Origin of the sequence: Allomuricauda sp. R78024 (genome assembly GCF_044596045.1) — a bacterium.
Lineage (GTDB): Bacteria > Bacteroidota > Bacteroidia > Flavobacteriales > Flavobacteriaceae > Flagellimonas.
On record NZ_CP138995.1, the window covers coordinates 2,310,423 to 2,324,008 of the forward strand.

The 13,586-nt window shown below is 37.3% G+C and carries 16 protein-coding genes; 9 read left to right on the forward strand and 7 right to left on the reverse strand.

The genetic code is table 11. From position 1 onward, the window contains the following. The first annotated feature begins 3 nt into the window (after positions 1–3). Positions 4–402, forward strand: coding sequence for a thioesterase family protein (locus tag SJY44_RS10335; RefSeq protein ID WP_298925592.1), 399 nt, complete (start codon positions 4–6; stop codon positions 400–402). Here the strand turns inward: SJY44_RS10335 and SJY44_RS10340 are convergent. From SJY44_RS10340 to ribD, 4 genes are read right to left on the reverse strand one after another with little or no spacing between them, the layout of a single operon-like run. Continuing rightward, positions 399–1,010, reverse strand: a complete 612-nt coding sequence (locus SJY44_RS10340) for an IMPACT family protein (protein ID WP_396589651.1) — start codon at positions 1,008–1,010, stop codon at positions 399–401. The genes SJY44_RS10335 and SJY44_RS10340 overlap by 4 nt on opposite strands. Further along, positions 1,010–1,873 carry an EamA family transporter gene (locus SJY44_RS10345; protein WP_396589652.1) on the reverse strand — a complete coding sequence of 288 codons (864 nt, stop codon included), beginning with the start codon at positions 1,871–1,873 and terminating at the stop codon, positions 1,010–1,012. Before SJY44_RS10345 ends, SJY44_RS10340 begins: the two co-directional genes overlap by 1 nt. Further along, positions 1,873–2,475 (reverse strand): HAD family hydrolase, encoded by a 603-nt coding sequence (locus SJY44_RS10350; RefSeq protein WP_396589653.1) that lies wholly within the window; start codon positions 2,473–2,475, stop codon positions 1,873–1,875. Before SJY44_RS10350 ends, SJY44_RS10345 begins: the two co-directional genes overlap by 1 nt. After that, entirely contained in the window at positions 2,468–3,520 is a 1,053-nt protein-coding gene (gene ribD, locus SJY44_RS10355) for a bifunctional diaminohydroxyphosphoribosylaminopyrimidine deaminase/5-amino-6-(5-phosphoribosylamino)uracil reductase RibD (RefSeq protein ID WP_396589654.1), read from the reverse strand. The genes SJY44_RS10350 and ribD overlap by 8 nt, the downstream gene beginning before the upstream one ends. A gap of 29 nt (positions 3,521–3,549) precedes the next feature. On the opposite strand from ribD, the gene SJY44_RS10360 reads away from it, so the two are divergent. Genes SJY44_RS10360 through SJY44_RS10380 form a run of 5 tightly spaced genes read left to right on the forward strand, consistent with a single transcriptional unit; the run spans position 3,550 to position 7,771 of the window. Continuing rightward, entirely contained in the window at positions 3,550–4,035 is a 486-nt protein-coding gene (locus SJY44_RS10360; RefSeq protein ID WP_396589655.1) for a GNAT family N-acetyltransferase, read from the forward strand. 1 nt (position 4,036) lies between these two features. Continuing rightward, entirely contained in the window at positions 4,037–4,891 is an 855-nt protein-coding gene (prmC, locus tag SJY44_RS10365) for a peptide chain release factor N(5)-glutamine methyltransferase (protein WP_396589656.1), read from the forward strand. 1 nt (position 4,892) lies between these two features. Then, positions 4,893–5,474, forward strand: a complete 582-nt coding sequence (locus tag SJY44_RS10370) for a TIGR00730 family Rossman fold protein (RefSeq protein ID WP_298925613.1) — start codon at positions 4,893–4,895, stop codon at positions 5,472–5,474. Beyond that, the gene (gene ligA, locus SJY44_RS10375; protein ID WP_396589657.1) at positions 5,475–7,472 is read left to right on the forward strand and encodes an NAD-dependent DNA ligase LigA; all 1,998 of its coding nucleotides are present in this window, start codon (positions 5,475–5,477) and stop codon (positions 7,470–7,472) included. Beyond that, positions 7,472–7,771, forward strand: a complete 300-nt coding sequence (locus SJY44_RS10380; RefSeq protein WP_396589658.1) for a hypothetical protein — start codon at positions 7,472–7,474, stop codon at positions 7,769–7,771. Before ligA ends, SJY44_RS10380 begins: the two co-directional genes overlap by 1 nt. Here SJY44_RS10380 and SJY44_RS10385 read toward each other — a convergent pair. From SJY44_RS10385 to SJY44_RS10395, 3 genes are all read right to left on the reverse strand, one after another. Beyond that, the gene (locus SJY44_RS10385) at positions 7,768–9,282 is read right to left on the reverse strand and encodes a ComEC/Rec2 family competence protein (protein WP_396589659.1); all 1,515 of its coding nucleotides are present in this window, start codon (positions 9,280–9,282) and stop codon (positions 7,768–7,770) included. The two genes, SJY44_RS10380 and SJY44_RS10385, sit on opposite strands and share 4 nt — an antisense overlap. Positions 9,283–9,473: 191 nt before the next feature. Then, positions 9,474–10,385, reverse strand: coding sequence for a bifunctional metallophosphatase/5'-nucleotidase (locus tag SJY44_RS10390; RefSeq protein ID WP_396589660.1), 912 nt, complete (start codon positions 10,383–10,385; stop codon positions 9,474–9,476). Then, positions 10,386–11,153: a 5'-nucleotidase C-terminal domain-containing protein gene (locus SJY44_RS10395; RefSeq protein WP_396589661.1), complete on the reverse strand. Its 768-nt coding sequence runs from the start codon at positions 11,151–11,153 to the stop codon at positions 10,386–10,388. Between the two features lie 62 nt (positions 11,154–11,215). Here SJY44_RS10395 and SJY44_RS10400 point away from each other — a divergent pair, with 62 nt between their 5' ends. The 3 genes from SJY44_RS10400 (at position 11,216) to SJY44_RS10410 (ending at position 13,573) form a co-directional block, all read left to right on the forward strand. Beyond that, complete coding sequence (locus SJY44_RS10400; RefSeq protein WP_298925630.1) at positions 11,216–11,749, forward strand: DUF6913 domain-containing protein; 534 nt, start codon at positions 11,216–11,218, stop codon at positions 11,747–11,749. Beyond that, positions 11,749–12,639 (forward strand): 4-hydroxy-tetrahydrodipicolinate synthase, encoded by an 891-nt coding sequence (dapA, locus tag SJY44_RS10405; RefSeq protein WP_396589662.1) that lies wholly within the window; start codon positions 11,749–11,751, stop codon positions 12,637–12,639. Before SJY44_RS10400 ends, dapA begins: the two co-directional genes overlap by 1 nt. Before the next feature lie 106 nt (positions 12,640–12,745). Next, positions 12,746–13,573, forward strand: coding sequence for an outer membrane protein assembly factor BamD (locus tag SJY44_RS10410; protein WP_298925637.1), 828 nt, complete (start codon positions 12,746–12,748; stop codon positions 13,571–13,573). The last annotated feature ends 13 nt before the right edge of the window (positions 13,574–13,586 follow it).

The window sequence follows — 13,586 nt, forward strand, 5'->3', positions numbered from 1 at the left end:
TATATGAGATTAAATTCATTTTCTTTTAGGGTCCGTTATGGAGAAACTGACCAAATGGGTGTCGTGTACCATGGCAACTATGCACAATACCTAGAGATGGGTAGGGTGGAGTGGTTAAGAGCTTTAGGTATTAGTTATAGGAGCATGGAGGAAAATGGAATCATCCTACCTGTAATTTCCTTACAAATAGATTATAAAAAATCTGCGCTTTATGATGATTTACTTACGGTAGAAACTAGTATTCGTAAAAGGCCTTTAGTTAAGATTGAGTTTGACTACAAAGTCTATAATGAAGCTAGAGATTTACTGGTCGAAGCAAATACCGTTTTGGCTTTTATGGATAAGAAAACGAATAGACCTATAAAATGCCCTGATTACATTTTGGAAAAACTAGATTTTTAACCCTTTGTTTTAATTGCAACATGTTGCATCTCTTCAAAGAGTTGTTTGGTTTGAGCTGCTTCACTCTCCCTAACCGAAATAAGTAGAGAACATTTCAGTTCCATTTGTTGTGAAACAATGGTAATTCCTTTTTGTTTAATTGAGCGCATTACCTTATCCATTTCTGGGTAATCGAAATGCAATTGAAAGTGGGATTCTATTGTTTTTTCAATGATAACCGCATTTTCCAAAGCCATTTGAGCAGTTGCACGATACGCTTGGATAAGCCCGCCAACCCCTAATTTAGTGCCACCAAAAATTCGGACAACCGCAATTAAAACATTGGTGACGTCAAAAGACTGAATTTGTCCATGAATTGGCATTCCTGCCGAGTTGTTTGGTTCGCCGTCATCATTGGCTCTATAGCTATGTGTCTTTTCGCCCAGTTGCCACGCATAGCATACATGATTGGCCGTATGGTGTTTCTTTCGCAATGATTCAATTATAGGTTTTACATCATCTTCTGAACAAATCGGAAATGCATAGCCGAAAAATTTACTTTTTCTATCCTTAAATAGAACTTCTGGAGAAGATTCTCTTATAGTTTTATAAATATCTTCTTCGTTCATTAAAACAAGGCTACTAGCATTATACTAACAATGGCCAAGGCTATGCCTCCCCAGTTTTTTAGACTTAGTTTCTCCTTGAAGATAAGAATTCCCAGAAGGGTTGAGAGCATTACAATTGCGACATTGTTGAGTGTGAAAATAGCTGCACTATCAAACCCTTCGTTTTGAAGTGCTCGTATCAAAAAGAAAATGGAAAAATAATTGGGGACTCCAAGTACAATACCTCCAATAATGTTTCTGAAATTTATTTTCAAAGGTTTTTTTACTGCCTTTATACCAATAAAAACAAATCCTGTAAGTGCTGCAAAACCAAAAATCATAGCTGAAAAAATAGCAACTTCTTTAGGGTCTAAATGATTTTCCTGAAAATATTTCATGCTGATGTCTATGATGCCTGAACCTAAGAAAACAAGCAACGGCAACAACAAGGCCTTTTTTGAAAGTGCAATTGATTTTTCCTTCATCGAAGCAAAATAAACGGCTGCCAACGCCAATAGAATTCCAATAATTTGAAATACGGATAATGATTCCTTGTAAAAAATAACTCCAAAGATCACGGGCATTACTAAAGACATCTTTGTGGCAACAGAAGCTACAGAAACACCCGCAACTTGTGAAGCTTTGGCCATGAGATTGAATACTAGTATAAAAAAGACTCCCAAAGCCAAGGTTCCTAAAAACCATGATTTGTTTGCAATCTCATTAAAATTTATATCGCCCTCATATAGTAACATGCCAACCACACATGCAACTACATAATTGGTAATAATCGCATAAAGTGTTTGGATTTTGTATACATCAAACAATTTAAAAATGACAAAAATTAAACTGGAACAAAGAACACTCAGTGCAAGGTTCAACATTATAAATAAGATTTTAATTGGGTAATGTCTTCCTTGCCTACTTGCAGGTTCCAAACATTTATGCCAATACTGGCTGCGGAGTCTGTATTTTCAAGAGTATCGTCTACAAACAAAGTTTCAGAAGCAACTAAATTGTTTTCTTTCAATACAAACTCATAGATTTCTGCATCTGGTTTTCGCATACCCATTTCATAAGAGAGGTAAAACACTTCAAAAGCATTTTTAAACCGATTGAACTTTTCCATTCCCATTTGCTGTTTTACATATTCAATATGAATATCATTTGTGTTGCTCAGAAGAAAAAGTCTATAACTGTTTTGTGCGGCCAAAGTTTCTACAAATTCCAATCTATTATCAGGAAACTCTAACAGGATTGCATTCCATGCATGTATTAAATCTTTCTCAGTAGCTGTGGGAAAATGTTCTGAAACCTGATTCAGGAAAGCACGGGAACCCATAGAACCCTTTTCATACTCCTTAAATAAAGTATCCAAATCTGGAGTTAGGTTTTTAAAACCGAACTTTTCCATGGCTTTGGGTGTTGCTGATTTATCCAAATCAATAAAAATGTCTCCAAAGTCTAAAATAATGTTTTTAATCATTTACAAATATTGATAGCGTGTCAGATACAATAGGTTTTGCCTCTAATAGTCTTCCTGAAATTTTGGGCGAGTTAATCCCACTTTTAAATGTTGTTGGTCCCTTAAAAATTCGCGCTTCATCCCATAAATTCGCATCAATAAAGGTTTGAAGGGTTTTAGAGCCGCCTTCAATCAGTAAACTTGTAATGGAATGTTTGCAAAGGACTGAACAAATCTGTTGGGCAACAGATACAGAGAAATCAATCAATTCATAACCAACCCCATCCAAGTATTTAGATGAATCATCAATTTGAGTAAATACAATTGTTTTTATACTCTTGTCCAAAACATGAAAACCTGAAGGAATCTTCAAATCTTTATCCAAAACAACACGTACTGGGTGTTTTCCGTCCCAACTTCTTAGCGTTAGCTTTGGATTATCGGCCAAGACCGTATTGGTGCCAACCAAAATTGCTTGTTCCTCACTACGCCATTGATGAACCAGTTGTTTGGAGTACGAATTGGTAATCCATACGGGTTGCGGTTTCTTTTTTCTCAATATGTCATCTGGTGCAATAAAACCATCTTGGGTCTCGGCCCATTTTAAAATTATATAAGGGCGCTTTTTTTCTTGGAAACTTAAAAACCGTTTATGATGAATTCTACATTCTTCTTCAAGAATACCAACAGTCACTTTGCAGCCAGATGCTTTTAATTTTTCAATTCCTTTTCCTGCTACTTTATCATGAGGATCTTGAAGCCCTATAAAAACCTGTGAAATTTTGTGTTTAATAATTAAATTGGTACATGGTGGAGTTTTACCAAAATGGGAACATGGTTCTAATGATACATAAAGAGTGGCTTTGGAAAGTAGCTCCTTGTCTTTTACTGAGTTAATGGCGTTTACCTCCGCATGGGAACCACCATACGGACTGGTATAGCCCTCACCAATAATTTGATTATTGTGAACAATAACACTACCTACCATAGGATTTGGTGCTGTAGTTCCAAGCCCTTTTTTGCCTAGTTGAATGCACCGTAACATGTATTTTTCATGTATATTCACATCGCAAAAATAGAACAATAAAACACAATATGGGTGAGGCCATAATTAGGGAAATTACTCCAGATGATAATGCTCAGGTAACACAGGTAATTCGCAAAGTTTTGTTGGATTTTGGAGTGCCAAAAGTGGGCACGGCTTATGCAGACAAGGCATTGGATAATATGTATGAGACCTACAATGCTCCTAACGCAACTTACTTTGTGGTCGAGGATGATGGACAAATTATTGGTTGTGCAGGAATTGCACAATTGGATAATTATGAAGGCAATGTTTGCGAGTTGCAAAAAATGTATTTATTGGAAGAAGCAAGGGGCAGGGGCTTAGGCTCTAAAATGATTATGGTATGTTTGGAAAAAGCCAAAGAATATGGTTTTGAGCAGTGCTATTTAGAGACAATGCCATATATGGAAGCCGCCCAAAAACTATATAAAAAGAATGGTTTTGAATACATAGACGCTCCAATGGGGAATACAGGCCATTATTCATGCCCGGTTTGGATGCTTAAAAAACTGTAGTGTGCTTCTAAAAGAAATCAAGACTATTTTCCATCAAGAATTAGATGTTATTTATCCTAAAGAAGAAGTTGATGCTTTTTTTTATAGGTTGATAGAGCACTATTTGAAGCTCGATAGGTTTGTATTGGTGCTTCAACCTAATCTTGCAATAACAAAAGAAGAAGAACAACCAATTTTTGAAGCGTTAGCAGGGTTGAAGTTGGAAAAACCCTTGCAGTATATTTTGGGTACAGCTCATTTCATGGATTTAGAGATTAAAGTAAATGAAAACGTGCTGATTCCAAGGCCAGAAACTGAGGAATTGGTAGAATGGATTCTTGAGGAATGTCAAGTCAAGCCCAGTCGAGATCTTAAAATATTGGATATTGGTACAGGAAGCGGGTGTATTGCAATGGCCTTGGCAAAAGGTCTTCCAAATGCTAAGGTATATGCCTTGGATGTCTCAGAAGAAGCTTTGAAAGTTGCACAAGAAAATGCTGAATCTAACCAGGTTGAAATTGAGTTTATTCAAATGGACGTTTTAAACCCCAATAATCTTGAACTTAAGTTTGACATTATTGTTTCTAACCCGCCATACGTCAGGGAATTGGAAAAACATGAAATCAAGAACAATGTAAAAGCATATGAACCAAGCTTGGCACTTTTTGTTCCGGATGAAGATGCTTTGTTGTTTTACAGGGCCATCATTGCTTTTGCAGAAAAACACCTTTTAGAAAAAGGGCATTTGTATTTAGAAATCAATCAATATTTAGGAAAGGAGACCAAAGCACTTTTAGAAGCGCATAATTTTTCAGAAATTGAACTACGTAAAGATCTCTTTGGAAATGATAGAATGCTTAAAGGTAAACTAGATTGATATGGACAGTATTGCGGTTTTTTGTGGAAGCAGTGAAGGGAATGACTCTGATGTGATAAATGCGGCCTTTCAATTAGGTGAGCATTTAGCTACCAAGGACATCAGCTTGGTTTATGGTGGAGCCAAAGTAGGATTAATGGGTCAAGTGGCTGATGGTGTCCTAGCCCAAAACGGTAAGGCAATAGGTGTGATACCTGATTTCCTAAAACGAAAGGAAGTTTTTCATCCCAATATTACCGAATTGATCATAGTGGAAACCATGCACGAAAGAAAATTGAAAATGCACGAACTGTCCAATGGTTTTATTGCCCTTCCTGGAGGGTATGGTACTTTGGAAGAACTATTTGAAATCATAACCTGGGGACAACTCGGACTGCATCAAAAGCCTATTGGAATATTGAATGCAAAAGGTTTTTTTGATTCTATGCTTCAGTTTTTGGATACAATGGTGACCAATGGATTCTTAAAACAAGAAAATCGAGATATGCTATTGATTGAGGATACCCCAAAAAATCTTTTGGCAAAAATGAAAGCATATAAACCTACTGCGGTTCCAAAATGGATTGTAAAAGAACAAACATAGATGACCAATCAAGAAAAAATCACTGCCCTTAGGGATGAGCTAAGGGAACATAATTATAACTATTATGTCCAGGACAAGCCCACAATCTCTGATTATGAGTTTGATGTAAAGCTGAAGGAACTTCAGGAATTAGAGCAAGCCCATCCAGAGTTTTATGATGCTGCTTCGCCCACACTAAGGGTTGGGGGAGAGGTGACCAAAAATTTTGAAACCATTCAGCATGAACACCGGATGTATTCATTGGATAATTCCTATTCCAAAGAAGATTTAGAGGATTGGGAAAAGCGGATTCAGCGTATTCTAGGTGATGTTGAAGTTGAGTTTACCTGCGAACTAAAATATGATGGAGCTTCTATCAGTCTAACATACGAAGAAGGAGCGTTGGTTAAAGCCGTAACTAGAGGTGATGGTTTTCAAGGAGATAACGTCACAACCAACATCAAGACTATAAAATCGGTTCCGCTGCAATTGAAAGGAGATTACCCACCCAAGTTTGACATACGAGGCGAGATTATTTTGACCTTGGAAGGTTTTGCTAAAATGAACCAAGAACGTCTTGCTAATGGGGAAGAGGCATATATGAATCCCAGAAATACGGCTTCAGGGAGCCTAAAACTACAAGACAGTGCCTTGGTTGCCCAACGTCCTTTGGAATGTCTGTTGTATAGCATTACCGGAAAAGGTTTAAGTATATCCACTCAGTTTGAAGTTCTTGAAAAGGCACGTGCTTGGGGCTTTAAAGTGCCTACGGTGGCAAAAATGTGCAAGACTACAGATGAAGTCATGCAATTTGTGGAGCATTGGGATGTACACCGTCATGATTTGCCTTATGAAACGGATGGTGTAGTTATCAAAGTAAATAGTTTAAGGCATCAGGAAGAGTTGGGATATACAGCCAAGGCGCCGCGTTGGGCCATGGCATATAAGTTTAAGGCAGAGCAGGTTTCTACAGTGCTACATGAAATTACGTATCAGGTAGGGAGAACGGGAGCTATTACTCCCGTGGCAAATTTAGAACCAGTTTTGCTGGCCGGCACTACTGTAAAACGTGCCTCTTTGCACAATGCAGATCAGATAGAAAAATTGGATATTAGGGTGGGTGATACCGTTTTTGTTGAAAAAGGAGGAGAAATCATTCCAAAGATTATAGCGGTGGACTTTACCAAACGCCCTTCGGATTCTGTTGTTACCAAATACATTCAGCATTGCCCGGAATGCAATACGGAATTGATTCGAAAAGAAGGAGAAGCACAACATTTTTGCCCAAATGATACTGGTTGTCCAACTCAGATAACGGGTCGTATCCAACATTTTATTTCTCGAAAAGCAATGGATATTGAAGGTTTGGGCGGGGAAACCGTAGAATTACTTTTTAAAGAAGGATTGATAGCGAATTATGCAGATTTATACACCTTAACTAAAGAGCAAGTCATGCCATTGGAGCGCATGGCAGAAAAATCTGCAGAGAATTTGGTCCATGGAGTTGCAGCTTCTGTAGTAATTCCTTTTGAACGTGTACTGTTTGGTTTAGGAATACGGTATGTAGGGGAAACGGTAGCCAAAAAGTTGGCAAAGGCCTATAAGAACATAGATGCCTTAATTGCCGCAACCGAAGAAGAATTGGTAACTGTAGATGAGATAGGGACCCGTATTGCTGAAAGTGTCGTGCAGTTTTTTGGAGAATCCTCTAATGTTGAAATTATAGAACGGTTAAAATCCTATGGATTGCAGTTTTCACTATCTGAAGAACAATTGGAAAATCAATCTGAAAAATTAAAGGGACAAACCTTTGTGGTTTCCGGTGTTTTTGAATCCCTAGGAAGAACTGAACTCAAAAAATTAATAGAGGATAACGGGGGCAAGGTAGCTTCTTCCATTTCCTCCAAAACCACTTTCTTGGTAGCAGGCGCCAATATGGGACCAAGCAAGAAAACGAAGGCTGAAGGCTTAGGGGTGCCAATTATTTCTGAACAAGAGTTTTTAGAAAAGTTAGGCTGATGGTACCAGAAACTCTTGAAGCGTTTAAAGATACTCTGGTTAAAGCTACTCCCTCTGTGGATTGGTCCCAAGCATTACAATCAATTTGGTGGGCAGCTAAGGGGAATTGGAATGCTTCTCATGATATTGCCCAAGATTTACACACAAAAATGGGCAGTCGAATTCATGCATATTTACATAGGTTGGAAGGAGACGATTGGAATGCGGGGTATTGGTACAGGCAAGCTAATGTGCCTTTTCCTAAATGTAGTCTTGAAGGGGAATTACAAAAACTGATAGAGTCTGTTTTAGAACACTAAGATTTTCGCACAAACCGCTGCTCTTGTGTGTCAAAAGCAAACTTATAAATATCATATTTGCCGCCACGGCCATCTTTTTCCAGTTTTTGGGCCACAATCATTTGTTCTCCATCACTACGAAGACTTATCATTCCGTAACGGGTAAGGTAGGAATTGATCTCTTTGTATTTCTTCACCATTTCTTCTTTTAAATCTTTTAGTTTTGCCTGATTAGCTGGAGTATCCACAAAATTTGCCAAAAAGTCATCATGCTCGGTCTTGACTTCTTCCCACTTTTGATATTTTTTCACCAACTCAGGAATGGTGGTTGAGGAGAAATCTTTGTTGGAACGAGCGAGTTCGGTACTAAAAATCAAAGGTTTTTTGCTATATCCTGTCTTTCCTATGGCTCCTAGAGTGTCCGGTCTGGGGTGACTGTAATTTTCGTTGTCACCGCTAGAAATTACTGTGCCCAGGGCATTTATATTTTCCAAAAACTCATAACTGAACAAATGACTACCGTGGTGGCAGGCCTTGGCAATATCTGCTTGTAAGGTGGCTTTGGCATTGGCGCCAAGTTTATGATTAATGTATTCTCCTGCTTCTTCGTTAATGTCCCCACCTAGCATCACCCGTAAATGTTTATACTTCAACATCAGTAAAATAGAGTGTCCATTCTTTGTTTTTCCATTGTCCTTTAAAAATGGCAGCACTTGTTTTCCATCCTTCTGAGAAATAATTGGAGCGATCACATTTAATGAAAGTTCATTGTCACCACCATTACCTAACAAAAAACCGGTACTGTCATTTAGGGCCTCAAAATCTGGTTGAGGTTGTTGCGCCAGGGACAAGGCCATGGTCTCTGGATATTGTGACCCCGTACCAGAAGAGTTTTGTGGGTCGTTCAAGATTGACTTCATAGCGGCATCCGTCAGTTCTAATGACAGTAAATATTTTTCACCATCTGAAAGCTCATCAACCTTGCCCAACTGAGTATTCCAACCTTTAGAATTATCAACAGGGCGATGTACAACGCCGCTATGATAGATTTTATCGAACTCAATAGCGGGTTCTTCAAAAATATCAGCAAAACCTAAATAATGATCATTATCTGGATGGCTGACTATGCCCTTAAACTTCATTGGTAAACTAGTATTTTTATCCAGATTGAAGCGCCAGTAGAGATACCGGTACATATTGTCGCCTTTGCCTGCATCAATTAAATAATGTTTATCGTCTGGAGTGACCATATGGCAACCATCTCCTTGGCCAATATCTATAAAATTGACTTCAAGGATACGTTCTTTTTGAATGTTTTCAATAGAAATCCAACCCCTTCTATTCCTGGAAAAAACTAATACACGGTCATTGACCACTTCCGTATCTAAAATAGTGATGTAATCTCCAAAGAGCAGATGTTGTACCCATTTTGATGAAGTTTCGCTTTCAAGAATTTTGGCATCTGGAAATCCTGCATAGGTAAACTTTCTAGATCCGTTAGTATTAAAAAAGGTATCATCTAATTGTGGCATGATTTTTTGATTTGATTTTACTGGTTAGGTATAGAAAAGGATGCTCTTCAATATAAGAAATTTCCTATATTAAGACTTGAGTAGATGTAAAACAGGTATTAAATTATGTGTGGATGATTTGATTTAGAGGGTGAATCGTTTCTAAAATCTAAAAAAATATTTAGAAAGTATCATAAACCTGGCCATGAGCTTTACACAGAAATGCTTACTCCATTTGCAGAAGTATTTTTCTGCCCATCAAAATAAAAATCAATACGGCCTAGATTAATACCGAAGGCTCCAACTTGGTTCACCAATACGGAATCTCCATTTTTATTAATACGGACATCTGGTTTATCCAAAAAAGTGTGGGTGTGTCCACCGATTATCAAATTTGTATAATGAGTACTTTGGGCAAGTTTTGTGTCTGAAGGCCTTTCGGGTCGGTCATAATCATAGCCTAGATGGGACAGACAAACTATAAGGTCACAGTTTTCTTCTTCTTTGAGCTTGCGTTCCATGTCCAAAGCAATTTCGAAGGGGTTTAGATATTTGGTCTCTTTGTATAGCCTTTTGGTTACCAAACCGTCTAAGGCAATGCCAATACCATAAACACCAATTTTTATTCCATCCACTGCATAAATTTTGTAAGGCTTAACAAAACCTTCCATTACAGTGTTGGTAAAGTCGTAATTAGCGGATAATAATTCAAACTTGGCGTGCGGGACCTGTGCTAATAATCCATCAACGCCATTATCAAAATCATGATTGCCTATGGTTGCCGCATCATAATTAAGCTTACTCATCAATTTAAACTCCAACTCACCTCCGTAGAAATTAAAGTAGGGAGTACCTTGAAAAATATCTCCAGCATCAAAAAGTAAGGTATTCGGATTTTCATTTCTGATATTGTCCACCAATGTGGCCCTTCTGGCCACTCCTCCTAAATTGGCATATGAAGAATGCGAGCTGGGAAAGGGATCAATGTGACTATGCACATCATTAGTGTGTAAAATGGTAATGTGTCTGCTATTAAGGCTGGAACACGAATTTAAACCAAGACCCCCAAGGCTTATTAAAGCTGAAGTCGCTGCCGTATTTGTTAAAAAATCTCTTCGTTTCATTTAATCAAGTTGAATAAATCTATCATCCACTTCAGCCTTTACACTGTCTACTTTTTTAAAATGGTCTATAATGGCATTACGTAAAAGATAACCTGTGTCTGTGGTAGAAATTATATCATTAAAAAAGCCTATACTAGGCCCACCCTGTACTAGATAATCAGATGTAGCAACATAATAGTTTCTTGTTTCATCAAAAGGACTGCCCTGTATGGTTACAGATTCCAAAGCACCTTTTTTGTCCAAAACAATCTGCAAGCCTGAAATGGGGTGTGCACGGTCTGCTGTCGACAAAAAGGTAATAAGTTCCCTTACAGCGGTACCGCTAAGCTCAACTACAGAAATGTAGTTTTCAAACGGCATAACTTCATATGCATTTCTTGCGGTTACATTCCCTTTGGAGATAATGGAACGTATTCCTCCTCTGTTAAGAACTACAAAATCCAGTTCTTTATGCATTTTGGATTTAAAAATTGGGTGGGTTTCTTGAAAAACAATATCTGCCATTAAGTTCCCCATAGAAGTATTGCGATTGCCATCATCCAACAAAAGGGAATTGGGCACATAGGCCAAGGTGCTATCCAAAACTTCATCTATCCTATTTTTAAAAGGAGCGACAAAATTTTCTATAGAATCGACCGCTTTGAAAGAAGTATCGATTTTTATTTGTTTTCCAGCAACCTTTGAGAGCCCCCCTTTTTCTTGGTTACAAGACAGTAAAAAACAAAAAGTTATAAATACAACAATTTGTTTTAATTTTAAATAATTCACGTAGTTATCTTTGTTAAGTAATCTTGGTAGAATAATTACCTTTGTAAAAATGCATAAAAAATATGTTTTTAAAAGGGCTCCAAGATAAATTTAAAGTTAAATCGGGTCTTAAATTTTTACAGGAGGAAATGGAAAAACCTCCTATGACCGTAGATAGGGAGAAAGGAATTACCAGCATTGGTTGTATAGTTGATGTTGATAATTTTCAGAACGCAGAGATATTTTATGATCTTATTGATGAGTTTTCTCTTAGGCCCAATGCCATAAAAATCATTGGATATAAAAGGGAATACGATAAAAATTCACCTTATGCTATCCAGATTTTTTCTGATAAGGATTTAGGTTGGAAAGGGATAATTGAAAACGGGTATGTGTTGGAATTTTTAGGCAGGGAATACGATTTGTTGATCAATTATTACGAAGAAGACAATTTGATGATGAAATTGTTATCTGTTAAAACCCCTGCAAGACTCAAAGTAGGTTTTGGAGCATTAGATCCAAAAATCAACGATTTAATTTTAAATACTCCTTTTAAAGACTTTAAAGTTTTTAAGGGTGAATTAAAAAAGTATTTGAAAGTATTAAAAGAATTGTAATGGAACAGTTAATGGGTACGGGTGTTGCTTTGGTAACCCCATTTAATAAAGATTTTTCTATTGACGTAAGTGCGCTTGAACAAATTGTTGAGCATTGCATTAATGGAGGTATTGATTATTTGGTCGCCTTGGGCACAACAGGTGAATCAGTTACCCTTTCCAAGACAGATAAACAATTGGTAATAGACACTATTATTAAAACAAATGCAGGTAGATTGCCATTGGTTTTAGGTGTAGGGGGGAATAATACGGCCGCTGTCATTGAAGATCTTACTACTCTAGATTTATCCGAGTTTGAAGCGATATTATCAGTTTCACCATATTACAATAAACCAACCCAAGAAGGAATTTACCAGCATTTTAGAGCTATTGCCGAAAAATCTCCAAAGCCAATCATCTTATATAACGTTCCCTCTAGAACTGGCAGTAATATGCTGCCTGAGACTACATTGCGTTTGGCCAATGATATTCCCAATATTGTTGCTATCAAAGAAGCATCGGGTGATATGAATCAAATTGACCATATCATTAAGGGAAAACCTGAAGATTTTTTAGTGATTTCTGGTGATGATTTTAATGCACTTCCTATAGTTTTGGCAGGAGGAGCCGGGGTGATATCAGTTTTGGGGCAGGGGTTGCCCAATATGTTTTCTGAAATGATAAGACTTGGAAGACAAGGCAATTCGGATGATGCATACGAAATTCACCATGCTTTATTACCCATTATGGAGATGATTTTTGAAGAAGGTAACCCAGCCGGCATCAAAAGTATTTTTGAGTCTCTTGGACTTTGTAAAGCATCTGTAAGACTGCCTTTGGTGGAAGCCACGATACATTTGAAAAGCAGAATATCCAGCTTTTTGAAATCATTGGACAAAGTTCACGCTTAAAGTTCGTTAAATGTTCGCTAAAACCTTAGCGAATGGAGAATGCTGCAGTTATTTTTGGAATTTAAATCTATTTTTTAAATCCGTTGATTATCACTAATTTTGCAAAATGTTTTTGAAAATGAAGTCGATTCTCCCTATTCTCTTTGTTGCCGTTTTTCTTTCTTCATGTAGCGAGTACCAAAAGGTGCTTAAAAATGAAGATGTTAAAGCCAAATATGACTTGGCTCAAAAATACTATGATGCTGAAGACTACAAAAGGTCAAAAAGGTTGTACGAGCAAATAGCACCAAAATATGTAGGCAAACCGCAAGGGGAAAGAGTGATGTTCTTTTTTGCGAACACGTATTTTAAAACCGAGGACTATTATCTTTCAGGTTATCAGTTTGAGCGTTTTATTAAGTCCTACCCAAAGAGTGATAAGATTCAAGAAGCTTCCTTTTTAGGGGCACAGAGTTATTATGAACTCTCGCCAGAATATTCCTTAGATCAAACAGATACGGACAAGGCGTTGGCAAAATTGCAGACCTTTATCAATACGTATCCAGAATCGGAATATTTTGAAGAAGCCAATGCAATGGCTAAAGAATTGACAACAAAAAAGGAAAAGAAGCAAATAGAAGTAGCTAAACAGTTTAATAAATTAGGACAGTTTAATTACCCGATCCTAGTTTCGGCAATGACAGCTCTAGATAATTTTATTTCTGACAATCCCGGTTCTGTCTATAGAGAGGAAGCCTTGTACTATCGTATTGAGGCAGCAACCAGTTTAGCCATTAACAGTACGCAGAATAGAAAGAAAGAACGTTTGGAAGACGCTCAGAATGCATACAATACTTTAATGCGCTACTTTCCAGAATCACAATTTAAAAAGAAAGCGGACAATCTATCCATCAAAATTCAAAAGGAATTAAGCGAATATTCCAGTTCCAAATAAATAGTTTAAATAA

Bases quoted from the DNA above. Each gene is read 5' to 3' on its own strand.
- SJY44_RS10410 (WP_298925637.1), top strand. From the start codon at position 12,746: ATGTTTTTGAAAATGAAGTCGATTCTCCCTATTCTCTTTGTTGCCGTT.
- ligA (WP_396589657.1), top strand. From the start codon at position 5,475: ATGACCAATCAAGAAAAAATCACTGCCCTTAGGGATGAGCTAAGGGAA.
- SJY44_RS10345 (WP_396589652.1), bottom strand. From the start codon at position 1,873: ATGTTGAACCTTGCACTGAGTGTTCTTTGTTCCAGTTTAATTTTTGTC.
- SJY44_RS10370 (WP_298925613.1), top strand. From the start codon at position 4,893: ATGGACAGTATTGCGGTTTTTTGTGGAAGCAGTGAAGGGAATGACTCT.
- SJY44_RS10390 (WP_396589660.1), bottom strand. From the start codon at position 10,385: ATGAAACGAAGAGATTTTTTAACAAATACGGCAGCGACTTCAGCTTTA.
- SJY44_RS10360 (WP_396589655.1), top strand. From the start codon at position 3,550: ATGGGTGAGGCCATAATTAGGGAAATTACTCCAGATGATAATGCTCAG.
- dapA (WP_396589662.1), top strand. From the start codon at position 11,749: ATGGAACAGTTAATGGGTACGGGTGTTGCTTTGGTAACCCCATTTAAT.
- SJY44_RS10380 (WP_396589658.1), top strand. From the start codon at position 7,472: ATGGTACCAGAAACTCTTGAAGCGTTTAAAGATACTCTGGTTAAAGCT.
- SJY44_RS10385 (WP_396589659.1), bottom strand. From the start codon at position 9,282: ATGCCACAATTAGATGATACCTTTTTTAATACTAACGGATCTAGAAAG.
- SJY44_RS10335 (WP_298925592.1), top strand. From the start codon at position 4: ATGAGATTAAATTCATTTTCTTTTAGGGTCCGTTATGGAGAAACTGAC.
- SJY44_RS10350 (WP_396589653.1), bottom strand. From the start codon at position 2,475: ATGATTAAAAACATTATTTTAGACTTTGGAGACATTTTTATTGATTTG.
- SJY44_RS10340 (WP_396589651.1), bottom strand. From the start codon at position 1,010: ATGAACGAAGAAGATATTTATAAAACTATAAGAGAATCTTCTCCAGAA.
- SJY44_RS10400 (WP_298925630.1), top strand. From the start codon at position 11,216: ATGTTTTTAAAAGGGCTCCAAGATAAATTTAAAGTTAAATCGGGTCTT.